Source organism: Sphingomonas sp. Mn802worker (assembly GCF_000382485.1).
Classification (GTDB): domain Bacteria; phylum Pseudomonadota; class Alphaproteobacteria; order Sphingomonadales; family Sphingomonadaceae; genus Sphingomonas.
Map to the genome: position 1 here is coordinate 50074 of NZ_AORY01000021.1, position 23837 is coordinate 73910.

The 23837-nt window shown below is 63.4% G+C and carries 19 protein-coding genes and 1 tRNA gene; 4 read left to right on the forward strand and 16 right to left on the reverse strand.

All coding sequences use genetic code 11. From position 1 onward, the window contains the following. Positions 1 to 7: 7 nt before the first annotated feature. From SMN802W_RS0115770 to SMN802W_RS0115815, 10 genes are all read right to left on the reverse strand, one after another. A complete protein-coding gene (locus SMN802W_RS0115770; RefSeq protein ID WP_162140028.1) occupies positions 8 to 688 on the reverse strand; it encodes a polysaccharide biosynthesis/export family protein in 681 nt (226 codons plus the stop codon). 128 nt (positions 689 to 816) lie between these two features. Further along, the gene (locus SMN802W_RS0115775) at positions 817 to 1605 is read right to left on the reverse strand and encodes a metallophosphoesterase (RefSeq protein ID WP_019517885.1); all 789 of its coding nucleotides are present in this window, start codon (positions 1603 to 1605) and stop codon (positions 817 to 819) included. Positions 1606 to 1642: 37 nt separating this feature from the next. Beyond that, positions 1643 to 2929 (reverse strand): nucleotide sugar dehydrogenase, encoded by a 1287-nt coding sequence (locus tag SMN802W_RS0115780; RefSeq protein WP_037524369.1) that lies wholly within the window; start codon positions 2927 to 2929, stop codon positions 1643 to 1645. A 544-nt stretch (positions 2930 to 3473) separates the two neighbouring features. Then, positions 3474 to 3550, reverse strand: a tRNA-Pro gene (locus SMN802W_RS0115785). Positions 3551 to 3608: 58 nt separating this feature from the next. Further along, complete coding sequence (locus SMN802W_RS0115790) at positions 3609 to 4217, reverse strand: hypothetical protein (protein WP_019517887.1); 609 nt, start codon at positions 4215 to 4217, stop codon at positions 3609 to 3611. A 95-nt stretch (positions 4218 to 4312) separates the two neighbouring features. Beyond that, on the reverse strand, positions 4313 to 6496 hold the full coding sequence (locus tag SMN802W_RS0115795; protein WP_083925849.1) for a TonB-dependent siderophore receptor: 2184 nt from the start codon (positions 6494 to 6496) through the stop codon (positions 4313 to 4315). A gap of 733 nt (positions 6497 to 7229) precedes the next feature. Further along, entirely contained in the window at positions 7230 to 10316 is a 3087-nt protein-coding gene (locus SMN802W_RS0115800; protein ID WP_037524350.1) for a TonB-dependent receptor domain-containing protein, read from the reverse strand. 392 nt (positions 10317 to 10708) lie between these two features. Continuing rightward, positions 10709 to 11008: a DUF3147 family protein gene (locus SMN802W_RS0115805; protein WP_019517890.1), complete on the reverse strand. Its 300-nt coding sequence runs from the start codon at positions 11006 to 11008 to the stop codon at positions 10709 to 10711. 149 nt (positions 11009 to 11157) lie between these two features. Continuing rightward, on the reverse strand, positions 11158 to 11322 hold the full coding sequence (locus SMN802W_RS18605) for a hypothetical protein (RefSeq protein ID WP_174195254.1): 165 nt from the start codon (positions 11320 to 11322) through the stop codon (positions 11158 to 11160). A gap of 37 nt (positions 11323 to 11359) precedes the next feature. Continuing rightward, positions 11360 to 13003 carry a histidine kinase famiy protein gene (locus SMN802W_RS0115815; RefSeq protein ID WP_019517892.1) on the reverse strand — a complete coding sequence of 548 codons (1644 nt, stop codon included), beginning with the start codon at positions 13001 to 13003 and terminating at the stop codon, positions 11360 to 11362. A gap of 209 nt (positions 13004 to 13212) precedes the next feature. Between SMN802W_RS0115815 and SMN802W_RS17395 the strand changes: the two genes are divergently transcribed. Further along, positions 13213 to 13971: an alpha/beta fold hydrolase gene (locus tag SMN802W_RS17395; protein WP_019517893.1), complete on the forward strand. Its 759-nt coding sequence runs from the start codon at positions 13213 to 13215 to the stop codon at positions 13969 to 13971. Then, complete coding sequence (locus tag SMN802W_RS0115825) at positions 13971 to 14774, forward strand: SDR family NAD(P)-dependent oxidoreductase (RefSeq protein WP_019517894.1); 804 nt, start codon at positions 13971 to 13973, stop codon at positions 14772 to 14774. The genes SMN802W_RS17395 and SMN802W_RS0115825 overlap by 1 nt, the downstream gene beginning before the upstream one ends. A gap of 219 nt (positions 14775 to 14993) precedes the next feature. On the opposite strand, the gene SMN802W_RS18440 is transcribed toward SMN802W_RS0115825, so the two are convergent. Then, positions 14994 to 15149 (reverse strand): hypothetical protein, encoded by a 156-nt coding sequence (locus SMN802W_RS18440; RefSeq protein ID WP_156818944.1) that lies wholly within the window; start codon positions 15147 to 15149, stop codon positions 14994 to 14996. Between the two features lie 400 nt (positions 15150 to 15549). Here SMN802W_RS18440 and SMN802W_RS18865 point away from each other — a divergent pair, with 400 nt between their 5' ends. After that, positions 15550 to 15675 carry a hypothetical protein gene (locus tag SMN802W_RS18865; RefSeq protein WP_019517897.1) on the forward strand — a complete coding sequence of 42 codons (126 nt, stop codon included), beginning with the start codon at positions 15550 to 15552 and terminating at the stop codon, positions 15673 to 15675. Positions 15676 to 15750: 75 nt separating this feature from the next. On the opposite strand, the gene SMN802W_RS0115845 is transcribed toward SMN802W_RS18865, so the two are convergent. After that, complete coding sequence (locus SMN802W_RS0115845) at positions 15751 to 17775, reverse strand: hypothetical protein (protein WP_019517898.1); 2025 nt, start codon at positions 17773 to 17775, stop codon at positions 15751 to 15753. Positions 17776 to 18466: 691 nt separating this feature from the next. Here SMN802W_RS0115845 and SMN802W_RS0115850 point away from each other — a divergent pair. After that, the gene (locus tag SMN802W_RS0115850) at positions 18467 to 19342 is read left to right on the forward strand and encodes an outer membrane protein (protein ID WP_019517899.1); all 876 of its coding nucleotides are present in this window, start codon (positions 18467 to 18469) and stop codon (positions 19340 to 19342) included. A 126-nt stretch (positions 19343 to 19468) separates the two neighbouring features. On the opposite strand, the gene rfbH is transcribed toward SMN802W_RS0115850, so the two are convergent. Genes rfbH through SMN802W_RS0115870 form a run of 4 tightly spaced genes read right to left on the reverse strand, consistent with a single transcriptional unit; the run spans position 19469 to position 23674 of the window. Continuing rightward, entirely contained in the window at positions 19469 to 20782 is a 1314-nt protein-coding gene (rfbH, locus tag SMN802W_RS0115855) for a lipopolysaccharide biosynthesis protein RfbH (protein ID WP_019517900.1), read from the reverse strand. 11 nt (positions 20783 to 20793) lie between these two features. Next, positions 20794 to 21915 carry a CDP-glucose 4,6-dehydratase gene (gene rfbG, locus SMN802W_RS0115860; protein WP_238560233.1) on the reverse strand — a complete coding sequence of 374 codons (1122 nt, stop codon included), beginning with the start codon at positions 21913 to 21915 and terminating at the stop codon, positions 20794 to 20796. Beyond that, a complete protein-coding gene (gene rfbF, locus SMN802W_RS0115865; RefSeq protein ID WP_019517902.1) occupies positions 21900 to 22673 on the reverse strand; it encodes a glucose-1-phosphate cytidylyltransferase in 774 nt (257 codons plus the stop codon). The genes rfbG and rfbF overlap by 16 nt, the downstream gene beginning before the upstream one ends. 11 nt (positions 22674 to 22684) lie before the next feature. Beyond that, positions 22685 to 23674, reverse strand: coding sequence for an FAD-binding oxidoreductase (locus tag SMN802W_RS0115870; protein ID WP_026326211.1), 990 nt, complete (start codon positions 23672 to 23674; stop codon positions 22685 to 22687). Positions 23675 to 23837: the final 163 nt, after the last annotated feature.

The window sequence follows — 23837 nt, forward strand, 5'->3', positions numbered from 1 at the left end:
CTGAGAGTCAGAGCGCGAGGAAAATGGATGCGAGCGGAAGGCTCTGAAGAAAGGTTCGTTGTGCCGCCTTCACCCCTGAACCATCGACTACAATCGTGTCACCGGCGTAGACGGTCGGATCGGCCGCTTCCCCACGTCGAATGCTAGTGAGGTCGAACGCCGCGGCGGAACGCCGCCCGCTAATCATGCGGAAGATCGCGACGCGGTGCGGGTTGGCGAGTTCATCGGTACCCTTCGCAACTGCGATGGCCTGTACAAGTGACATGGAGGAGTTAAGTTCGTAGACACCTGGTTGGCGCACCGATCCATCAACCGTAAAGACCCGACTAACCGATGATTTCAAAGCTACGGTAACGTTTGGATCGCGCAGATATTTGGCGTCCAGCCCCTTGGCGATGTTAACGCCTAGTTCGGCGGTGGTTAGACCCACAGCGTTGACATAACCCAGCAACGGCATCGTCAGGCGTCCGGCCTGATCAACGACATAATCATGGCTGAGATCGGGAACTTGGAAAACTGTAACCGAAACGGTATCGAGCGGCGCAAGCTTATATGCGTCATCAGCTGCAACGACTTTAGGTGCGTCGGGCGCGGAGAAGCTCCTAGTATCATAGGAAATGCTGCCACCTCGACCGCTCGCGCATGCCGCCAAAAGCAGTGCAAGCCCGATCATAAGTACGCGGCTCATACGGTTCCTCATATCGTTTTCGCCGCCTTGAATTTCTGCCTGAATATACGTGATGTGGGCAGGTCGTTTACCGTTACCCCTCGACATTGACAAGCCGATCGGCAAGCCAGTCACCCGGTTTTGGCACCCTATGATCGGTGTGCGTCGAACGTGGTATCAATGAAAGCGAGTTCGTCATCTTCCACAATCGCGGCAGTTAGAATGCCGGTGCGATAAGCGCCGGTGTCGATACCAACCCGGTTCGCACGGCGGTCCACGCCTTCGGTAACGGTGTGGCCGTGAATAACGAAGCAGCCGTGGTCATGTGTATCAGACAGAAATGGCTGACGGATCCAACGCAGATCATGCGATTGCTGGTCCTCGATCGCAATGCCGGGACGGATGCCGGCATGGACGAGAAGATAGTCGCCGAAAGAGATAGTATCCCCGCCCGACCTTAGGAAGGCAACGTGTGCGGGCGGGATCGCGGCACGCAGCGTTTCGGCGATACGGGCCTCGCTCATCGCCTTCATTGCCGTAGCCGACAGGCCGTAGCTCTCAGCGCAGGCATCCCCGCCGAACCCCAGCCAGTCGTAGGCGAGCCCCGGTTCGGCATCTAGGACGCGCAGCAGAATTTCCTCGTGATTGCCTAGCAGCAGCAGCGCGCGGGCGGGCACGTCGTCCAGCGTGCTGATCCGCTCAATTACCCCGGCAGAATCGGGACCACGATCAATTAGGTCGCCCAGAAATACGATTGTCGCGGTCCCCATTGCAACCGGGCGCGCACGCAAGTCGTCAGCGATTTGGCGCAAGAGATTGTTGAGGAGATCGAGCCGCCCGTGGATGTCGCCCACGGCATAGAGGCGCTTGCCGGGCGGGCCAATATAGCTGCGCCTGGCGGTGAAGTTCGCAGCCTTGCGAAACAGACTGCGTATCACGCTGATCTCACGACCATTTGCAATGTAGGAGGCGCGATCACATCGTCCAGCGGTCGACGCCGCCCGGCAGCGTAGTGTCGGCAAGCGCGTTTTTGAGGTCGGCAATACCCCGCCCGGGTTCAACCAGCGCAGCGAAGCGCGCGAAATCGTTAACAATCGCGCGATGCGGTACGGCGAGCACGACAAGGTCGTAACGCGTATCGCCCGCCGGCGCGGGGGCGAGATTAATGCCATATTCGTGCCGCGCCTCCACCGGCGAAACAAGCGGATCGTGGACGTCGACCTCATGCCCCAGGTCGCGCAGCGCGGCGATCAGATCGGCGACTTTGGAATTACGCAGGTCGGGTACATCGGGCTTGAACGCGAGGCCGAGGACCAGGGTACGCGTTCCCTTCTTCGCGCCCTTCCACTCGTGGATCGCGCCCGCGCACCACGCCGCCATGTCGTCGTTGGTGCCGCGCCCTGCCAGGATTACGCGCGGGTCGCGTCCTAGCTCGCTCGCGCGGTGCGCGAGGTAATAGGGATCTACCCCAATACAGTGCCCGCCGACGAGGCCGGGTTCGAACTTGAGAAAATTCCACTTCGTCCCCGCCGCGGCCAGCACGTCCCAGACTGACAGGTTCATCTCCTGGAAGATCGTCGTGATCTCGTTGACGAAGGCGATGTTGATGTCGCGCTGCGCGTTCTCGATCACCTTGGCCGCTTCCGCCGCCTTGATCGAGGCGGCGCGGAAGACGCCCCCACTCGTCACCCGGCCATAGAGGCCGGCGACCGCATCCAGCACCTCTGGCGTCTGGCCCGAGACGACCTTGGTGATCCGCTCGACGGTATGTTCCCGGTCGCCCGGATTGATCCGTTCGGGGCTGTAGGCGAGAAAGAAGTCTTCGCCGCATTTAAGCTCGCTGACGCGTTCCAGCTCGGGGCCGCACAAGTCCTCGGTGACGCCGGGATAGACCGTGCTCTCGTAGACCACGATCGCACGGCGCTCCTTCTTCAGCATCCCAGCAACGGTGCGCGTCGCGGCCATGACGATCGACAGGTCGGGCTTGTTGTCCGCGTCCACCGGGGTTGGCACGGTGACAATGTAGACGTCTGCCTCCGGGCAGGCGGCAGGATCGGCGGTCAGGCGCAGTAACGACGCCCCGAGCCGGTCGGCCTCGATCTCACCCGTCCGATCGTGACCTCGCTCCAATTCGGCGATGCGCCCGGCATCAACGTCCAGTCCCCAAGTTTCGAAGGATTTCGCGAGCGCAACCGCGAGCGGCAGGCCAACATAGCCTAGCCCGACGACAACGATGCGCTTGTCTTGGGTGCTGCCGGTCAACACGTGGTTCCTTTATTGGGGAGATGAGCGGTCTTTAGCGGCCATATTACTTTGGACAACCTCGCTTATCGTATTCACGGTACTAGCCTACGTGAACAAGGGCAGCATCTTGACTGGAAGCTGAGTTGAGGTTGCCTTCCTGGAGAAGAGCTCAAACGAGTGGATCGGGTTGTCGGATGAGAAGAGACGCTTATCGGATTGCTGCTGCCGGCTATCGGCTGCCTGGCGTAGAGATCGCGCGTGCGAGGTGATCGACAGTCCTCCGCCGCGGTTCGCCGCAGAAGTTGGCGCTTTTGGGTGCGGGTGGACAGACTTTGACGTCGTCGTTTTGAAGAAACATGACAAGTGCTCAATCCAAAAGTGACATGTTGACGCGTATCTGTGTAGACAAAACTACATGCATACGATCATACTATTGTACATCTAAACTTGTCCGGTTTTGACATGCCTTTTGAGACGAGAATGTGTCGACAAACGTGATGAACGAGCACCAATATACATCGCTACCAGAACAAGCGCGTGACCGGGTATCGTCCAAGTCAGATGGTCGGGGAGACAGGATTCGAACCTGCGACCCCCTGGTCCCAAACCAGGTGCGCTACCAGCCTGCGCCACTCCCCGACGCTTCTCGTCCTGTAGCGGAACCGTGCGCGGGGTCAAATCCGTCGATCAACGACGTTCAGTCGCAACCCGCAGCGCCGGGGCATTTCTCCAGCGAGAGGATGCGATCGACGACGATCTCGTGTCCCGCCATGCCGAGATGACCATAATGGCCCGGATAGCGGGTCTTGCGGCCAATGAAGTCGATCACCGCGCGTTGCTCGGCACGATGCCATCCGACCGGAACCTTGTCGCGGTCCACATCGAGCCAGATCGTGGCGGCGCGGGCACGCTCATATTGCGCGCGCCACTCGGCCGGGGGCAGCTTGCCGTTTGGCCATGGGGGCGGTGTGCTACCGGCAGGGATGAATGCCTGCCCCTCGAAATAGTCGGCCCATATGCCGCGGAAGCGTTGCGGGCGCGTCATCTTGACGCATTTGGCGGTCGCTAGTCCGTGGATGACGCCATCGCGGTAGGTCGAGCAGGGGGACTCGCGTACGAGGCGCTCGCCCAACCGATAGCAACCGCGTCCGATATCGGCTTCGGTGCATGGCACCGCGCGCAGTCGGGCACGCGCGCGGTCTTCCGCACGGGCGTACACCTTCGGGTCGGGCAGCTCGTCCTGTGCCACCGCGGCGGAGCCCAAGGCGGCAACGGCGAACGCGGTAAGCAGGCGGTACCTGGGCATCGTGCAATACTCCCGGTGTCGACCGAACTCTGCGGCGTTCGACGATCACACGAGGATGCTGGACCGTCACCACCGAGCGGTCCAGCCCTGCCGCATCAATACCGCACGCTGATCGTCCCCATCACCGTCCTGGGCGCGCCGTAATAGCCGCCGTCGAAATTGGTCGCGGTCAGGTATTTCGTGTTGGTCACGTTGCGCAGATTGACCGCGGCGGAGATGTTGGAGGTGAGGCTGTACGCCGCCAGCAGGTCGAGCAGCGCGTAATCGCCCTGGCGACCGAGCCCGGTCGGCGAGACGATGCGGCTCTGATATTGCGCGGCAGCACCCAGTTTCAGCGTCGGCAGCATCGGCAGCGTGTAGCTGACGTTGAGCCGCCCAGTGTTGCGCGCGACGTAGCGGCGCACGGGACGACCCTCGGGGTCCTCGATCCGCATCAGCGTATAGCCGCCGGTCACCTGCAGGCCGGGGGCGAGCTGCCCGCCCACGTCTAGCTCAAGGCCCTGCGAGCGCGCATCGATGCCTTGGTAATAGGTCCGCGTGACGCCGCCCACGGTCTTGATCCCCGCGGCCTCGGCGGTGTTGTCCTGCCGCGTCTGAAATGCCGCCAGTGTCGCGTTCAGCCGGCCATCGAACCACTCGCCCTTCAGTCCGACCTCAAGATTCTCGCCCTCGATCGGATCGATGATGCGGTCGTTGATGTCGAGCAGCTGATTCTGCGGATTGAAGATCGTCGCCCAGCTTCCGTAGATGCTCAAGTTGCGCGACAGGTCGATCGTCGTTCCGGCGAAGGGCAGGAAGCGCGTCGCGTCGAAGTCGGTGTTCGCGCCATAGGAAAAGCCGGTGCTCTTGGCGTGGGTCACGTTACCCCCGAACATCACCTTGACGCCGTCACCGGGGTTTAGCCGGACGAGGCCGTAGACCGTCTCGCGCCGCGTGTGCGTGTTCTGGCTCGACAACGGAGCAGTCGAGAAGGTCGTCGGGAAGTTGGGCAGCGGGAAGTTGCCCGCGAACAGGTCGGGGTAGGGGAGGAGGTTCCCGATCGTGCTGTTATCGTAGCTGGAGAGCTGGACATATTCCTGCGCGCTGCGGTTCACGCCGATGTTGATCTCATGCTCGCGCCCGCCAAGCGTTACCGGGCCGGTGATGTAGGCTTCCATCGTCAGGTTGCGCGTGGTCGCGCGGAACTTGCCCGGATAGCTCTGGATGCCTGCTTGCTGCCCGGTTGCGGGGTCGATCCCGATACCGCCCGGCGCACCGCGCAGCGGATTGCCAAACACGTAGAACAGGGTGTTGTTCTCGTCGGTCGCGCGGCGGATCGCGGAGGCGCGCGCGATCCAGCCGTTGCCGAAGCGGTGCGTGATGTCGCCGAAAATCTGCCGGTCAATAACGTTCCAGCTCGACCACTCGGGCGCGACGTTCGACGAGCGGTCGAAGTTGAGCGGCGTGCCGTCGGTGTAGGTCAGCGGGATCGCGCCCCACATGGCGCCGCGGCTCTTGTGATCCTGGTGGCCGTACCCGCCGCTCACCGTCGTGTTGGCGCCGAGATCAGCCTCGACGATGCCGTAGCCGACCCAGCGGCGCAGACCATAGCGGTCGAGGTAGCTGTCGCCGTCCTGATAGGCCCCGACCGCGCGCGCGCGGATGCTGCCGTCCTTGGTGATCGGCACGCTCAAGTCCGCCTCGCCACGATACTGGTCGAACGAGCCATATTGTGCGGAGGCGCTAACCTGCAGGTCCTTGGTCGGGCGCTTGCGGATGAAGTTGACCACCGCCGACGGATTGCCGGTGGAGGACAGGAGCCCCGGCGCGCCGCGCACCACCTCGATATGATCGTAGAAGGCGGTGTCGATCGATCCGGTCTGGATCCCGAACGCGAACGGCACGCCGATGCCGTCGATCTGGAACGTCTGGATGTCGAACCCGCGTGCGGAGAAATAAACGCGGTCGGTCTCGCCCGCCTGCACGTTGATGCCGGGCACGGTGCCGAGCAAGGTGTTGACGTCGTTGAGCTGGAAATCCTCGATCTGCGCGCGCGTCACCACGCTGACCGACTGCGGCGTGTTGCGCAGCGACAGGTTCATCCGCGTCGCGGTGGTCTGCCCGGGGATGGTGTAATCCTGGCTGCCCTCGGTGCGCGCGCCGGTGACGACGATGTCCTCGGCGGTCTGGGTAGCGGTGGTGTCGGCGGGTGCTGCATCGGACGCCGGGACGGGCTGGGCCGCGACGGCAATCGCGGTGGGATCGGCAGCCGCCATCAGGGCAGCGAGCAGGGCAGACATGGTGTTCCTCCAAGAACCTTATAGCGGCCTCTTGGCGGTGATCGTCAGCTAATGCAAGTGACTATCAATAACACGTGAGCGTTTGCTCGGGCAACGATAAGGCGTCAATCGCAACCTACCAGCCACGACTGTAGGGGAGAACCAACGGAGTCTTAACAATCGACGTTTTACCTGCGGCCATGTGGCTTACGCCTGTGAGGGAGAGCTGACATGCAGGTGCATCAAGCTGGATTGGTAGGGTACAAATCCGTTCTCGATCGGAATACCGGCACTCCGCATTGTAAATTAGCGCCGCTTCGATACGTCGCCCTCATGCCCGACTCTAAACCTGTACCGGAAACGTCGACGCACTGGTCGGACGAAAGGCTCTTGGCTGAATGGATCAAGAGTGACGCTGGGCCAACTGATCCGCTAACCGACACGATTGCTTCGGAAATGCAAAAGCGTGGTTGGCACTCGGATGCGCCGCGATCGGGCGGATTTCGGACGAAATTGACGTCACTGATGCAAGCGGTTCGGCATCGTCTTAGTCGCTGACAATGCCCATCAACGAGCGACCAGCCCAGATGCATCGGCACACGACATAGGCAGATTCTCGGAGTAGCCTTTAGCTACCGACTAACTTCGCCCTCTTAATCAACAAAAAGGCCGCGTGAAGGGCGGGTAGCCCTTCACGCGGCTGAGCGAACACTGCGAACGGGGTCTCGGTCGCCCGCAGGTATGTCGCCGGCGCCTAGAAGTGCACGCGCGCGCCGAAGGTGAAGTAGCGGCCCACCACGTCATAGGTGGTCGGGAAGGTGTTGCCGCTGTTGAATGCGGTGCCGCCCACGCCCGAGCCGACGATCGGCGGCTTCTTGTCGAGCAGGTTGTCGACGGTCAGCGACAGGTCGAGCTGGTCGTTGACCTGGAAACGCAGCGCCAGATCGAAGTAGTTATACGCGTCGATCGAGCGATACGCCGGCTGGATGCCCGCGGTCGGCACGCCGGTGTAGGTGACGCCGTTGATGACCACGGTCGAGCTGCCCGTCAGCGCCGGGTTCGGACCGCCCGGTTGCGCGGTCGTCAGCGGGGTGGTCGCAGTCGCGCGGTACGGCTCCAGATTCACGCCGTTGATGTGGCGCCACAGGATCGAGGCGTCGAACCCGCCGAGCGAGTAGGTCGCGCGTGCGTTCCACTTCCACTCAGGCCGCGGATTGGTGCAGTTGGTGCTGTAATAGCCCGTGCAGTCGCGGTTGATCGAGTTCGGTGTCGCCTGGAAGTGGTAATAATCGAGCCAGGTGGCGTTGAACCCGACGCTCAGCGCGCCGGCGTTGTTGAGGCCGAAGTCCTCCAGCGGAATGCGCTGCGCCACGCCGATGTCGATGCCCGCGGTGTGGATCACGCCCAGGTTCGACCCGCCCAGGATCACGCCCGGCGTCTCGCCCGCGCCGTTCAGCGTGCCGTTCAGCGGGTTGCGCTGAATGAGCTGGCAGAAGCCGTTGTACGCGAAGGTCGGGTTGAGCGCGGACGAGTAGCAGCCGTTCAGAATGTCACCCTGCGCCGGCGTCGTGATCGCGTCGTCGACCTTGATGTTGAAGTAATCGACCGTCAGCGAGAAGCCCGGCAGCACGTCCTCGCGCGCGATCACCGCACCCAGCGTATAGGTGCTGGCACGCTCGACGTTGAGGTTGGGGTTGCCCGAGGTCGTCACGTTGATCTGCGTCGACGAAGGCGGCGAGATGCTGCCGATCGTGCTCGCGGGTGCACCGGTTGCGACGCACAGCGCGGTCAGACCGGCGTTGCCGCTCGGCAACGCCAGCTGGCACGGATCGGTCGTCAGGTTGCTCAGTCCCTGCACCTGACTCTGGAACAGCTCGGAGATGTTGGGCGAGCGGACCGCCTTCTGGTACATGCCGCGGAACTTGAAGCCGCGCACCGGCTCGATGCTGCCGCCCGCCTTCCACGTCGTCGACCCGCCGGTGGTCGAGTAGTCGGAATAGCGGATGCCGCCTTCCGCGGTGACGCGGTAGAGGAACGGCACGTCGGCGATCAGCGGCACGATGATTTCGCCGAACGCTTCCTTCACGTCATACTGGCCGCGATCGGGCGGGGTCCGCGCGCCAGTGCCGAGCACCTCGCCCTGGATCTGCGACGGGAAGTCGGGGAACGAGGCGGCCTCGATCTTGCGATACTCGCCACCGATGTTGAACCCGATCGGCGCGGAGGCGAACGGCGAGGCGAAGCGGCCGAAATCGCCGGTGATGTTGCCGTTGACGACGGTCAGCCGTGTCTTGCGGCGGATACGCGCGTCGAGGTCGAAGAAGCCGATCATCGCGGGCGTGATCGAGCCTTCGGGACCGAACAGGTTGAGCGGTACGCAGCCGTTCGACGTGTCGGTGCAGACCGGCGTGCCGGCCGCGCTGTTGTACGACCGCAGCGCCTGCTGGACGCGGGTGAACGAGCCCCAGTTCTCGCGATCCTGGTTCTGCGTCGTCTCGCCGTACTGCGCCGAGAAGTCGTACTTCAGCCCGCTGACGATCTCACCGCGCAGGCCGGCCTGGACCTGGAACTGTTGCGATTCGATCGGATTGCCGCGCGGGCCGTATTCGGTGAAGCGACGCTGCGCGATCACTGGGATCTCGAGATAGCCGGGCGAGCCGGGTCCGCCACGCACCGCGGCTGCGGTCGCGCAGGCGGCTGCCGTGATGCCGCGTGCGGCGCACAACTGGTTGCGCGCGGCCGCGGGCAGGTAAGCGTTGTTGAGCGACAGCTGGTACGTGTTGGTGAAGGTCGCAGACGGCGCGAGCTGCAAGCGCACCTCGCTGCGCGTGTACATCGCCGAGGCGTACGCCTCGATGCCCGAGGTGATCTCGTAGCGGCCTTGCGCGAACACGTTGTAGCGGTCGATCGGCGTCTGGTAATAGGTGCCGATGTTCGAGTTATAGGTGTTGCCCGCGGTCGCACGGTCGAGCGCGCCCGTGGTCGGGTTGATGACCCCGCCGATCACGCCCTGCGCACCCGCGGTCGAACCGAAGAAGGCGTTGGCGTTGGGCGAGGTGAAGATCGTCGGCACCGATGCGGTCGATCCGCTGAACAGCCCCGTCACCGAGCTGATCGGGATCGTGCCCGATGCGCGGCTGGTGGTCAGCAGCTCAGCCGCCTTGGTGTAGCCCAGACCCAGCACGACGTTGCCGCGATCGTCGGCGAGGTTCGCACCGATCGTCAGGTCGGCCTTGAACTGGCGCGCGTCGCCGCGCTCCGAGATGCCGTATTGCGCGCGCGCATCGAAGCCGGTGAAGTTGCGCTTGGTGATGAAGTTGACCACGCCCGCAACAGCGTCGGCGCCGTAGACGGTCGAGGCGCCGCCCGTCACGACATCGACACGCTCGAGCAGCGCGACCGGGATGACGTTGGTGTCGACGATGTTGTCGAGCCCGAACGGCACGATGCGGCGACCGTCGAGCAGCACCAGCGTGCGGTTGGTGCCGATGCCGCGGAGATCGATCGAGGACGATCCGTCAGAGCCGTTGTTGACCGCGCGACCCAGGTTCGGGCGCACCGCGGGCAGGCTGCGCAGCAGGTCGTCGGCGGTCGCGGGTTGGCGGAACGCGATCTCCGCGCCGCTGACGATGTTGACCGGGCTGGCGGTGGTCAGATCGGGGCGTGCGATGCGCGAACCGGTGACGACGACGTCGGCGTCCGGCTGCTGCGTCGTCTCTTCCTTCACCTCGGGCGCGGCCTCGGCCGGCTGGGTCACCTGCGCTGACGCGCCGGACGCCGCGGTGAACGCGCCCATCAACAACGTGGAGGCGAGCAGATAACGACGGATCGGTGATGCCACTGATTGTTCCCCTCTCGTCACCCCCCGGTGACGGCATGTTGCGACCGTTTCGGCCTGAGAGAGGTGATGTTGCAGCGGCGATGGCGACGCAACGATGATGTGAATGAGAACACGTCTTTATAAACTAATGTGTCATCTATGACACAAAATAAGCAATAATCATTGCCCTATTAGCATCGAAGGCAACAATATTCCAAAATAGTATGGATTGCTGTCCAGGTAAGTCACCGTGACGTAATGGCAAGTAGCTGATTACAATCACGATTATCCAGTATGGTGACGATTAGGGTGGCGTCCGGCAGCACGCAGGTCCGGGAAAAGGGGCGACCCACCTCCCCGGGCATCATGGCTGGGTGGAATGTCGTCGTGCGGACGCGGGTCGGCCAGCGATGCTACAACCGCAGCCCGAACCGCGGACCGAACCAGGTAAGGATCGCGTACAGGATGATCGCCAGTACGCATCCCGCGACAAGCGCAGGCCAGAACCCCATTCCCCGGTTAAGCAGCGCGGGGATCAGCAGGAACATCGGCAAGGACGGCAGCACGTACCAGAAGGTCGCCGTTGAATGCAGCGCCATGTTGGCGCGGTCGGGCTTCTCGTTCCACAGCCAGATCATGCCCAGCACCGACACCAGCGGCAGCGAAGCGATAAGCGCGCCCGAGATGGTGGCTTTGACCGCGAGCCAGAGCATCAACACCTCCTATCGGTGATCGCGCGTTTCTCGCCGTGTCGGCGCATCGACCGGATCAACCCGCCGTGAAGCACGAAGCGACAGGACGGCATACAGGTCGCGATCGCGGGTGGGGGAGGTCAGCAGCACGCCGGCTCCCCCCACGTTCATTACCCCTCGTTCGCCGCCTTGAACTTCGCGGTGCGGGCGGCGCGGTCGGCCATCTGGAGCCAGGCGCTTTCGGAGCGACGGCAGCGTTCGCGGACGTGGTGGAGCGTCGCGGCGTCGGCGTCGCGGGCGCAGGATGCGGCCTGTTCGCGGTAATAGCTTTCCATCTGCACTCCCCTTCTTGGTCGTCGTTATGCGCTCATGTCATCCACCGTGCGTGCCGACCCCGGTCGGGCCGTCGATCACGCGGCGCACCTTGGTGGCGAGCTCGGTGCGCTTGTACGGTTTCTGGATCAGCTCGAACTCTGCGCCGCGTGCGTCGACGCGCTCGATCGAGGATTCGGCGTAGCCGGTGGTCAGCAGCACGTTGATCCGCGGGCGACGCCGCTTGACCTCGCGCGCCAGCATCACGCCGTTCATCCCGCCCGGCATGATCAGGTCGCTGAACAGCAGGTCGATCTTCGCGCCCGCACCGTCGAGGATTGCCAGTGCTTGGTCAGCGTTCTCCGCGCGCAGCACGGTATAGCCGAACTCGGTCAGCACCGCCTCGGCATAGTCGCCGACGTCGACCTGATCCTCGACCACCAGCACGGTCTCGTTGCCGTGCTTGTCCGCCATCGATCGCTGCGGCTGCGCGCCCTCGGGCTCGACCTTGGCCGCCTCGCAGGGGAAGAGCATCCGCACGGTCGTGCCGTGGCCTTCCTCCGAATAGAGCCGGAGCGACCCGCCCGATTGCTTCATGAAGCCGTAGACCATCGACAGCCCGAGCCCAGTGCCCTTGCCCTGGTCCTTGGTGGTGAAGAACGGCTCGGTCACGCGCGTCAGGATTTCGGGGCTCATACCCGTGCCCTGGTCGGCGATCGTCAGCATGACGTAATCGCCGGGTTCGAGCTCGCCAAAGCCCTTGTCGCCCGCCTCGAGCGTGCGGTTGGCGGCTTCGATCGTGATCGTGCCGCCATTGGGCATCGCATCGCGTGCGTTGAGCAGCACGTTGATGATCGCGAGCTCGGCCTGCGTTGGGTCGATCCGCGCGTTGCACGTCTTTTCGGCGTGGCGGATGTCGATGCGGATCGCGCCGCCCGCGGTGCGTTCGATCAGCGGCTGCAACTGGTCGAGCAGGTCGACGATGTTGACCACGCGGCCCTGCAGCTTCTGCTTGCGCGAGAAGGCGAGCAATTGCTGCGTCAGCGTGGCCCCACGCTCGGCCGCCTGCATCACCGCGCGGATCGAGCGTGCGGCCTTGGCGCGGTCGAACTCGCCCGGCTTCTCCAGGTTGTTGAGCACGATGTCGCCGAAACCCTGGATCACGGTCAGCAGGTTGTTGAAATCGTGCGCGACCCCGCCGGTCAGCTGACCGACCGCCTCCATCTTCTGCGCCTGCCGCAGGCCTTCCTCCGCGTCACGTCGACGCGTCACGTCCAATTGCGAGGCGAAGAAGTAGATCAGCTTGCCCGCCGCATCGAACACCGGCGAGATGAACAGCGCGTTCCAGAACGAGGCGCCGTTTTTCTTGTAGTTCAGGATCTCGACCGACGTTTCGCGCCGTTGCTCGATCGCGCGGCGCACCTCGGACAAGGTGTCGCGGTCGGTGTCGGGTCCCTGCAACAGCCGGCAATTGCGTCCGACCAGTTCGTCCCAGCCATATCCCGTCATGTTGATGAACGCCGGGTTGGCGAAGACGATCGGATTGTCGTGCTTGTTCGGATCGGTGACGATCATCGGCATCCGTGTCGTCTTCACCGCCGCGAAGAAGATGGTGTTGTGATCGTCGTCCATGTCGTGACTGGGCGTGTTGGCCAGGTAGGGGGGCGGGCCGCCGGGCGGGGTTTCACTCGTCTCGTCGGCCATCAATGTTCCTGGGGCATACGTGTAGGCAAACCCCGAAGTGCCGGCCCTTGGCCGCACCAACCAACATAAGTTGGGATTGTTCCCGAACGCGCATGATTTCGCGCAAGTGCATGGCCGCGGCTGGCTTTTCTCTCGGGTCCGATGCAGCGGGGGAACGCTTCGCGCAGCCCGGTCTTTAACGTGCATCAGCTTTACGGTCCCGGATTTGCATGACGCGATTATTCTTTCTCCACGCGCTGGGCGCGAGTGCGCGGTCGTGGGACCGGGTAATCGCGTGTTTGCCCGGCCACGACTGCGTCGCGCTCGACCTGCCGGGGTTCGGCGACCATGCCGCAATGGGCCACCTGAGCGTCGCCGACACGCTCGACTGGTTCGCGGGCGAGGTCGCACGGCATGACCACTCGTCGTGGATCGTCGTCGGCCACAGCATGGGCGGCAAGATCGCCACGCTCACCGCCGCGCGCCGCCCAGCCGGGCTCGCCGGCGTCGTGCTCGTCGCTGCCTCGCCGCCCGCGCCCGAACCGATGGACGAGGCGCGTCGCACCGAGATGCTCGGCTGGTTCGCCGACGGGCCAGCTACCACCGCGCAGGCGGAGAAGTTCATCGCCGCCAACACCGCGCGTCCGCTGCCGCACGATCTCACCGCGCAGGTGATCGCGGATGTGCGCCGCAGTTCGCCCGCGGCGTGGTGCGGTTGGCTCGAACAGGGCGCGCGCGAGGATTGGGACGAGCGCGCAGGGGTGATTAACCTGCCCGCGTTGATCGTCGCCGGCGCCGACGACGGTGATCTGGGTGAGGACGCGCAACGCCGACTGAACGCGCCGCACTACACGCACGCGCGGGTCGAGATTGTCGCCGATGCCGCGCACCTTATTCCCTACGAGCAGCCTGAGGCGCTCGCCGCACTGATCGCGGAACACGTCCGCCATATCGAACCCCCCAACACCAAACACCACGGAGAGCGTTGATGGATCTGGGTATCAAGGGCCGCATCGCGCTCGTCAGCGGCGCCGACTCCGGCATGGGCAAGGAAACCGCGCGGCTGCTGCTCGAGGCAGGCTGCCGCGTCGCGATCACCGACAAGGGCGACAACACGCTGCCTGAGGCGGTGGAGGAGCTGTCGGCGCTAGGCGAAGTGATCGCGGTCGCGGCCGACGTGCAGAAGCCCGTTCAAGTGAAACAGCTGTGGCGCGAAGTGCGTGAGAAGCTCGGCGACCCCGATATCTACGTCAACGCAGCCGGTGTGACCGGCGCGCAGGGTGACTTCCTCGAGGTAGACGACGCCGGCTGGCACGAAACGCTCGACATCAACCTGATGGGCGCGGTGCGCATGTGCCGCGAGGCGATCCCCCCGATGCGGAGCAAGGGCTGGGGCCGCGTCGTGCTGTTCGCCTCGGAGGACGCGGTGCAGCCCTATGTTGACGAACTGCCCTATTGCGCGTCCAAGGCCGGCATCCTGAGCCTAGCCAAGGGTTTGTCGAAGGCGTACGGCTGCGACAACGTGCTGGTCAACACCGTCTCGCCCGCCTTCATCGCGTCGCCGATGACCGACAAGATGATGGAAAAGCGTGCCGAGGAAAAAGGCACCAGCTTCGACGAGGCGATCGACAGCTTCCTCAAGGAAGAACGCCCCGGCATGGTACTCGGCCGCCGCGGCCGCCCCGAGGAAGTCGCCTCGGTCGCTGCGTTCCTATGCTCCGAACGCGCTAGCTTTATCACCGGTGCAGGCGTGCGCGTCGACGCGGGATCGGTGTTCACGATACCGGCGTGATGTGGGTGAGCGGGTGTTGTCACGGCACCCGCTATCTCAGGCAAACAGGTCACCCATCGCGCGGGTGCGAAATGCGTTGAGCCAGCGGCACCGACGATGCTCACCAGCATCGCATGTGGCAGCGTTGGCACAATGCCGCGAGGAACTCAGCTATGCTGCGGTGACATCAATGCGGCAGTGTGACTCACAAACCAGTGTATTCGGTAAACCCGAGAGGGTTCAGAGCGAGCCGACCGGCGCCGCGACGACGCCGTTCGGTGAGCCAGTGCCGCTCGTCCAGATGGCGGCATCGGGGCGCAGCTGCGTGGCATAGACCGCCTGCATCCGCTTGGCTGCCCTAGCGACCGTTTGGGCTGCGATGGTGGTGTAATCCATATGGTTCACCTTGACGGTTGTAAGGAAGAAGCACTGACCCAGTCGGCGGGTGAGCGTACGCCATTCGATCTCATGAGAGGGCGTTCAGATGACGGCGGTATTGGTGCTCGTCGGGCTAGTGGTCGTCGTGATCGGCGTTGCGGTGGCCGTTCACGTGGCGAGGCGGCGTGAAACAGCGCATGCAGAGCGGCAGCTAGAGCATCGACTTGAGCGGCAGAAAGCGTGGCACGACACGCTTCGGCGTTCCGGTCAGGTCAGTCCGACAGCTGGCCGGTCGGTCGTCTTCAAGGATCGGCAAACCAAAGGCGAATAGCTCGCGCGATATTTGGTAGGTTTTCACCGTTGATCGTGTAACTTTTGTTCTTCCAGTCGTTCTAGAAGCTGAAGAGGAGAAGCTCATATGCGCCAGCCGCCACGCGATCTCGTGCTCAACGACCTGTCAAGCCGGATGCCGAGTGGCGCCGGGTTCGCGGTGGCAGTCGTGCTTGTCGCCCCGTTATACGCACTGGCAGCGTTGCTGATCTGACGCCTCATCTGTGCGCCGCGGAACCTGGAGGCTGCGTGGCGCACAAATCTATAGTCATCAAACTGACTCTGTCGCTTAGAGCGGCGCGTAATCAACCAGCTGGAACTTGGCGCCGACGTTGGCGAGCGACGAAGAGAAGCGATGCCGTGTCGTAGGCGTCAGCCCGGCAGGCGCCGTGTGCGTCGCTCTGACATTGCCCGCGGTCTTGACGATCATCTGCTGCGATGCTGCCGCGGACGGATCGTAGATCAGCTCGATCAGGTCGCCGAGCGTGTAGGAGAATGAACCCCATCCCAGCGTTTGGCCTGGGTCATTCTCCCCAGGGACGCCCCAGTACAGCAGACCACGGCCGCGCAGCACGCGCACGATATAGTCGTTCGAGTTGTTCAGCGGGGCGCCGCTCGGATCCTGCGGGCCGAATGCGACATCGTCACCGGCAATGATCGTCAGGGCGATCCTGAAACCGCCCGTGAAGATGCTGGTGAGGTTGGCAGTCGTGTCAAACGCGAGCGGGCCGCTCGTCTTCTCATAGGTGTCCGCGCCGGTCAGCGTACCCCTGGTGGGGGTGCCATTATTCAAAAAGAATACCTTGTCCGTGCTCGCGGTCAGCGCTGGCGTGGCCAGCCATCCCAGATCGCGGTCCTTGACGTACAGCTTCTTGTTGCCCTCGTCGTAGGCGATGGTGCCGGCTGGTGGCGCGACGCCGGTCAGCGCGACGAAGTCGGCGTCCTCGACGCGGCCGCGTTTCGAGAACGGAGCCACCCCGCCGATGCCGTTGACGATCTCCTGCACATTGCCGACGCTCTCGAACACACGGCGTCGGAACGCAGTGGCGTTCTTCAGGATCAGGCTGCGAACGTTCGTCACCGACAGGCCGTCCGCCTTGCCGGTGAACGGCGACACGGGCGCACCGTCGGTGATGTAGGCCCCGTCGATCATCACGTCGCCGCAGTTGGCGATGACCATGCCGAAATGCGGTGTGTTCGCCCAGCCGATTGAGGTCTGCTCGATGATGAGCTGATCGATGGCCGCGAAGTAGAACGCGTTGCCGCCGGTGAGCAAAGTGTTGTTGACACGGTTGCCGCTGAAGTGAGCCTGCGGAATGCGGATGCCGGAGTCCGGGCGCGGCGCGATGCGCACTGCCTGAAAATGGCCTTCATCGAACTGGCAATCGCGGACGCGGAGCACCGAGCCTGCGTTGACGCTTGCCGTTGCCTGGTCCGGACTACCCACCTTGATCCAGGAAAAGCAGAAGCCGAGCGGCGTTTTGCTGAGATACGCGCCTTGAAAGCGGGAGTAGTCGATGAAGCGGTCACGCGCGATGTCGATCAATGCGAAGCCGTCGATGTCCACGACATGCGTGACAGCGCCCGACGAGGCTGCGCAGCCGCCGAACTCGTTATCGAAGTGGCGCGTTCGGCAGCGACGGGCATACACGATACCCGCTTCCGCCGGGCCGATGACGCTCAGCCCGAAGAACCCGCTGCGCTCCAGGATGTACTCGCACGATTCGAGCCTCAGCAGCTTGCGGCAGTCGTTCTGTCCGAGCGGCGTGCCTGCAAAGTTAACCTCGCTGATCAGCAGCCGCGGGTTGTTCTGCAAGGTCAGCATGTCCTTGCTGGCGTCGCCCGCGACCAACAGGCCAGTGCTCCAACCAGCGCCCTTGAGGGTCAGCGAGATGCCATCCGTGGTCCCGAAGTCACACAGGACTGGCGTCTCCCAGTAGAACAACGCGTCAATCAGGATAGTGCCGCCTCGAAGAGCGAACACCGTGTCGAGTGCCGTCTGAAGCGCTGGTCCGCAGTCTGTGCCAAGGATCGCGCCGCGCGTGTTGGTCGACGTAGCTGCGCTCGTTGCGAGCGTGACCTGCGTTGCCGACTGGACGCTTGCCACCGTCGTGAACAGGTCACCGCCGTCAGCACCGGCCCCCGCCACCTTGATCCGCTTACCCACGTCGTCGGTCGCAAAAATTGCCGTGGTGGATGTGATGATTGCAGAATCTGCGGTGGCAGTGACGTATTGCGTCAGCTTGCCATCACCTGCTGTTAGGCTCGACAGCTTGATGGTGCTGGCGGTCTCGCCAATGTCCAACAATGTCATGATCTTAACTGCCTTCCTGCAGTTACGCGATAGAGGGTTGACCATCTGGCGACACCCAAGAGGTCCCGCTCCTACGACAGAGGTAAGCTCAAGGCAGCGCTTGCATAGAATTGCGGCGCAGTCAAAGCTGCCGCGGTGGAGATCTGGGTGGCGGTGATAGTAACCTACGCATGTGATCTTACGACCTCCGCGTTGCTGCGCGCATCTGCCGCATAAGCGCAGCGAACTTTAGTCATTCTTTTGATAGCGTAGAGGACCGTAGCCTCGCCTACCTCAGCAAAATACGGCAGCGCCTAAATCGGTGAGGTGTCGATCCAACCATCCAGCGTGGTAACCGGCACGCTAGCCAAACGGTGTAATCGGCGACTTAGACGGCCTGCCCGGTCGGCCGTGCCGAGCAACTCGATTTGCGTCGGTCCCGGCGTGTTGGACACCCGGAGCACTAGCACCGGTGCGGACCTGTGCGGCAGAGATTGCCTGCATTCGCATGGCCGCACTGCCGATCGGCGTAGCGTTGTCCATGTCTGGTGCGATCGCAGGGTCGGTGTTTACAATCCTGACATGAAGACACGATCGCTTACAAAATACCTGGTGCAATTATGTCACGGCAGCAAGTGAAGTCACCGGGTGCCGCAACTTCTCCACAATATCGTGGTTCGGACGGTTAAATCAGCTTCGAAAGGGAGACGTAATGATCAAGTTCCTATCCACCACCGCTGCGGCGGTGCTGGCGATGGGCCTCGCGCCGAACGCATTCGCGCAGGACACCATGATGAGCGACGATGCTCAGCCGTTCAGCGGTCTCTACGTTGCTGCCTCTGGCGGTTATGACGTGCAGGGCAACGACATCGGTTCGCGCATCCAGTTCGATCGCAATGGCGATGGTCGTTTCGGCGACGGTATCACCGATCAGGTTTCGACCGCGACGGGCGCCGACGCCTTCTCGCCGGGCTTTTGCAACGGCCGTGCGCTGACCACCAATCCTGGCAACGGGTGCGAGAACGATCGCAACCGCGCATCCTACTATGGCCGCGTCGGGTTCGATGTTCAGCGCGGGCACTTTGTGTTCGGTGCGCTGGGTGAGTTCGGCAAGACCGAAATCAAGGATTATGTCAGCGGCTTCAGCACCACGCCTGCGTTCTACACGATGGAGCGTGCGGTGAACTGGGAAGCATCGGCTCGTCTGCGCGCCGGTCTGGCGTTCGGCGAAGGCCGTAACGCGGGCATGTTCTACGCGACCGGTGGTGCGGGCTATGCCGACATCAAGCACCGCTTCTACACCAACAACACTGCCAATGCGTTCAGCGACAACGGCAATGACAAGAAGTGGGGCTACATCGTCGGTGGCGGTGTCGAGAAGTTCATCACGCGCAAGATCTCGATCGGCGCGGAATACACCTACCACGATTACAAGGACGGCGATTATCGCGTCCAGGTGACGCAGGGAACCGCTCCGGCGACCAACCCGTTCGTGCTCGCGCCGAACACGGCTGGCACGACGATCCGTCGTGCCGACGACAACTTCCGCTGGCACAGCCTGCGCGGCACCGTCGGTTTCCACTTCTGATCGATATTGACCTGAGGCTACAAGCCTTGGGTCAGGTCGGCAAAAAGGGCGGGGCATCGATGCCCCGCCCTTTTTATATGTGCGCTAGCCAGTGCAGGGGAACCGCGCCACGCGGTCCCCTGAAACTCAGAAGTTCAGCCCAAAGAACTCTTCGAGCTTCTCGCCCACATAGTCGAAATGCGTTTCGCCCAGCGCCGGGAAGACACCGAGCCAGAAGCTGTTGTTCATGACGCGATCGGTCTGCGTCAGGTCGCCGACGACACGGTAATTGACGTGCTTGAAATAGGGCTGGCGCGTAAGGTTGCCTGCGAAGACCAGCCGGGTGCCGATCTTGTTCTGGTCGAGGAAGCGCGTCAGATCGACGCGCTTGGCGTCGACGCCCTCGCGCAGCATCAGCGGATAGCCGAACCATGACGGGTCCGAGTTCGGCGTTGCCTCGGGCAGGATGAAGATTTCTTCCATCCCCTTCAGCCGCTCGGTCAGCAGCGCGAAGTTGCGACGGCGTGCGGCGACGAAGTCGTCGACGCGGTCTAGCTGCGCCAGGCCGCAGGCGGCCTGCATGTCGGTGATCTTCAGGTTATAGCCGAGGTGGCTGTAGACATACTTGTGGTCGTAGCCGAACGGCAGATCACCGTGCTGCTGCCCGAAGCGGCTGCCGCAGGTGTTGTCGCAGCCGGGCGCGCAATAGCAGTCACGGCCCCAGTCGCGGATGCTCTCGATGATCGGCTTGAGCTCTATCGACTGCGTGAAGACCGCGCCGCCTTCACCCATCGTGATGTGGTGCGCCGGGTAGAAGGACAATGTTGCGACGTCGCCCCACAAACCGACCTTCTTGCCGTCATACGTCGCGCCCAGCGCGTCGCAGCAATCCTCGACCAGCCACAGGTCGTGCTCGTCGCAGATGCGGCGGACTTCGGCGAGGTTGAACGGATTGCCGAGCGTGTGCGCGATCATGATTGCGCCGGTCTTCTCGGTGATCGCCGCCTCAATCAGGCTGGCGTCGATATTGTAGGTCGGCACGTCGACATCGACGAAGACGGGGATCAGGCCGTGCTGGATCGACGGGTTGACCGTGGTCGGGAAGCCCGCCGCAACGGTGATGACCTCGTCGCCCGGCTTGAGGCGGCGATCACCCAGCTTGTGACTGGTGAGGCATGACAGCGCGAGCAGATTGGCCGACGAACCCGACGTCGTGGTAAGCACGAACGGTGCGCCGGTGATCTTGGCAAGACCCGCCTCGAACTCGGTGTTGAAGCGTCCCGTCGTCAGCCAGCCGTCGAGCGAGGCCTCGACCATCAGCTCGATTTCGGGCGCGCCGATCACCTTGCCTGCGGGCGGAATCACGCTCTCGCCTGGGATGAACGGCTTGGGAGCAAACTGCGCCTCGGCGTACTGGTTCACCAGCGCGCGGATCTGCTTGCGAAGGTCGTCAGGGCTCATCGATCGTATTCCTATGCGGCAAGGGGGAGCAGAGCGGCAGCGAAGCGCTCGAGCTCGGTCAGACAATGTTCGTGCATGTCGGCGCCCGACAGCCACGCGCGCTGCCACGCGACGATGCTGGTGAGCGTTTGTGCGAGATCCCAGCGCGGCTGCCAGCCGAGCTCGGCCCGCGCCTTGGAGATATCGAGCTTCAGGTAACGCGCCTCGTGCGGCTGGACGCTCTCGTCACGGGTCCAAGTCGCACCATCACCCCAGGCGTCGCACATGCGCTCGACGATCCACTGGACGGGGCGGGCATCGTCGTCGCGCGGGCCGAAGTTCCACGCCTGCGCAGCCTGCTCGGGCGTGTGCCACAATGCCTGCGCGAGCGCGAGATAACCGCCCACCGGCTCCAGCACGTGCTGCCACGGCCGGATCGCGAGCGGATTGCGGATCAGCACGGGCTCGCCGCGCTCGATCGCGCGCAGGATGTCGGGGATCAGGCGGTCATCGGCCCAATCGCCCCCGCCGATGACGTTGCCCGCACGCCCGCTGGCGAGCGCAATGCCCGCCTCGCTCAGGAACGAGCGGCGATAGGCCGACACGACCAGCTCGGCGCAGCCCTTGGAGTTGGAATAAGGGTCGTATCCCCCCATCGCCTCGTCCTCGCGGTAGCCCCAGGCCCATTCGCGATTCTCGTAGCATTTGTCGGTGGTGACGACGACGCAGGCGCGCACGCTGCCTGCCTTGCGCACCGCCTCGAGCAGGTGGACGGTTCCCATAACGTTGGTGGCATAGGTGCCGACCGGATCGTCGTACGATGCGCGCACGAGCGGCTGCGCGGCCATGTGGATCACGATCTCGGGATCGGCATCGACCAGCGCACGTTCCAGCACAGCAGCATCGCGAATGTCGCCGATGATCGACGTCATGCCATCGCCTACGCGCGCGACGTCGAACAGCGCTGGGCTGGTCGGGGGCGACAATGCAAAGCCGGTCAGCTGCGCACCCATCTGCTGCAGCCACAGCGCCATCCAGCTGCCCTTGAAGCCGGTATGCCCGCTCAGGAAAACGCGCTTACCTGACCAGAATGTGGGATCGACGTGGCCGCGGGCAGTGCGTTCGGAAAGGTCCTGCGTCATCGCCACGTGCACCACGGCGCCTTGCCATTCTCCCACATCGTGTTGAGCATCTGCTTCTCGCGCAGCGTGTCCATCGGCTGCCAGAAGCCGTGATGTTCATAGGCCATCAGCTCACCGTCCTGCGCGAGCCCGCGCAGCGGCTCCTGCTCCCACAGCGTCTCGTCGCCCGCGATCCGATCAATGACGCGCGGCGACAGCACGAAGAAACCGCCATTGATCATGCCGCCATCGCCCTGCGGCTTTTCCAAGAACTCGGCCACGCGACCTTCCTCAATCTGCAATGCGCCGAAGCGGCCGGGCGGATAGGTGGCGGTCAGCGTCGCTTCCTTGCCGTGCGACAAGTGAAAATCGCGGCTGGCGGTGATGTCGATGTCGCCGACACCATCGCCGTAGGTAAAGAAGAAGAATTCCTCATCGCGAACGTGCTCGGCCACGCGGCGCAGCCGGCCGCCGGTCTGCGATTCATCGCCGGTATCGACCAGGGTCACCTTCCACGGCTCGGCGCGCTTCTCGTGGACGATGGTCTCGCCATGGCGCATGTCGATCGTGACATCGGACATGTGCAGCTCGTAATTGGCGAAATACTCCTTGATCATATAGCCCTTGTAGCCACAGCAGATCACGAAGTCGTTCACGCCATGCGCGGAATAGATCTTCATGATGTGCCACAGGATCGGGCGTCCGCCGATCTCGATCATCGGCTTGGGGCGCAGGCTGGTTTCTTCGGCAAAGCGTGTGCCGAGCCCGCCGGCGAGGATAACTGCCTTCATGGTTGCTGGCCTTAGTTAGAACTGACGAATGCGTCGGAGAAAAAGCGTTTCGCGGGTAGGCCAAGCGCGAGCAAGGCGGCCCGCGCCGAACCGATCATCGCGGATGAGCCACACGCGTAGACAGCGGTATCGGCAGGGTCGATCCCTCGCGCGATCGCGGCGTCCTGCACGTAGCCGCGACGCCCGCTCCAGCGTTCGTCGCGACCCGACAGCAGGTGGTGAAAACCAATGTCGAGCCCGAGGCCGACCGGATCCCAGCAGAAGCTCTCGGCCTCGCGGTTGCCCCAGAACACATCGATCCGGTGCTGCGCGGCGCGATCAGGATCGCTCGCCAGTTCCTCCAGCAGCGCCTTCACGGGCGCGATGCCGGTGCCGGTCGCCAGAAACAGCAGGTTGGTCGGTCCTTCGTCACGCAGGAAGAACGTGCCGAACGGTCCCTCTACGCGAACAAGGTCGTTCACCTTGGCACGCTCGAACCAGTAAGCGCTGAGAGCGCCGCCCGGATAGCGTTTGATGATCAGCTCTAGCTGATGGTCGGCTCGCGGTGCATTCGCCGAGCTGTAGCTGCGGCGCACGCCATCGGCGAGAACGTCGACATACTGCCCCGGCAGGAAACGAAGCGGCGAGGCAGGCGGCGTGCGTAGCACCACCTTGACGATATCGGGTGCCAGTCGCTCGATCGAGACGACACGTGCCGGGATCGTCTTGACCTCGAAACCGGCGAGCCGGTCAAGCGGCTCGATGTCGAGCACCACGTCCCCGGCAGCCGCGCGGCAGCAGGTCAGGATGAGACCCTGCTGCACCTCGTCGGCCGACAGGCTCTCGTCTTCGGGGCGAAGCAGCACTGTTTCGCCTGTCGCAAGCGGCACCTTGCAGACACCGCACCGTCCGGTGCGGCAGCTATATTCGAGCACGATACCCGCCGCGCGTGCGGCGTCGAGAATGGAAGTGGCCGCATCGGCGGGGAAACTGCGGCCGGTATTGAGCGTGACAACGGACATGAACGCGCGCTGATACTTGGTTCGCGTCGACAGTCCAGTCTTGTCCAATCCAGTCTTGTCAGCGTTTCGGGCATTGTTGCCAAAGTGCTGCACTGGCGCGGCTGAACCGGTGCGTGTTGTTGACGACGCTAGATAAATCGAACCAGCCGTCTTATCGGCACCG

Excerpts from the sequence above, each read along its gene's own strand:
- SMN802W_RS0115770 (WP_162140028.1), bottom strand. The coding sequence starts at position 688 with ATGAGCCGCGTACTTATGATCGGGCTTGCACTGCTTTTGGCGGCATGC.
- SMN802W_RS0115790 (WP_019517887.1), bottom strand. The coding sequence starts at position 4,217 with ATGCCCAGGTACCGCCTGCTTACCGCGTTCGCCGTTGCCGCCTTGGGC.
- SMN802W_RS0115795 (WP_083925849.1), bottom strand. The coding sequence starts at position 6,496 with ATGTCTGCCCTGCTCGCTGCCCTGATGGCGGCTGCCGATCCCACCGCG.
- SMN802W_RS0115805 (WP_019517890.1), bottom strand. The coding sequence starts at position 11,008 with ATGCTCTGGCTCGCGGTCAAAGCCACCATCTCGGGCGCGCTTATCGCT.
- SMN802W_RS18605 (WP_174195254.1), bottom strand. The coding sequence starts at position 11,322 with ATGGAAAGCTATTACCGCGAACAGGCCGCATCCTGCGCCCGCGACGCC.
- SMN802W_RS0115815 (WP_019517892.1), bottom strand. The coding sequence starts at position 13,003 with ATGGCCGACGAGACGAGTGAAACCCCGCCCGGCGGCCCGCCCCCCTAC.
- SMN802W_RS17395 (WP_019517893.1), top strand. The coding sequence starts at position 13,213 with ATGACGCGATTATTCTTTCTCCACGCGCTGGGCGCGAGTGCGCGGTCG.
- SMN802W_RS0115825 (WP_019517894.1), top strand. The coding sequence starts at position 13,971 with ATGGATCTGGGTATCAAGGGCCGCATCGCGCTCGTCAGCGGCGCCGAC.
- SMN802W_RS18440 (WP_156818944.1), bottom strand. The coding sequence starts at position 15,149 with ATGGATTACACCACCATCGCAGCCCAAACGGTCGCTAGGGCAGCCAAG.
- SMN802W_RS18865 (WP_019517897.1), top strand. The coding sequence starts at position 15,550 with ATGCGCCAGCCGCCACGCGATCTCGTGCTCAACGACCTGTCAAGCCGG.
- SMN802W_RS0115845 (WP_019517898.1), bottom strand. The coding sequence starts at position 17,775 with ATGACATTGTTGGACATTGGCGAGACCGCCAGCACCATCAAGCTGTCG.
- SMN802W_RS0115850 (WP_019517899.1), top strand. The coding sequence starts at position 18,467 with ATGATCAAGTTCCTATCCACCACCGCTGCGGCGGTGCTGGCGATGGGC.
- rfbH (WP_019517900.1), bottom strand. The coding sequence starts at position 20,782 with ATGAGCCCTGACGACCTTCGCAAGCAGATCCGCGCGCTGGTGAACCAG.
- rfbF (WP_019517902.1), bottom strand. The coding sequence starts at position 22,673 with ATGAAGGCAGTTATCCTCGCCGGCGGGCTCGGCACACGCTTTGCCGAA.
- SMN802W_RS0115870 (WP_026326211.1), bottom strand. The coding sequence starts at position 23,674 with ATGTCCGTTGTCACGCTCAATACCGGCCGCAGTTTCCCCGCCGATGCG.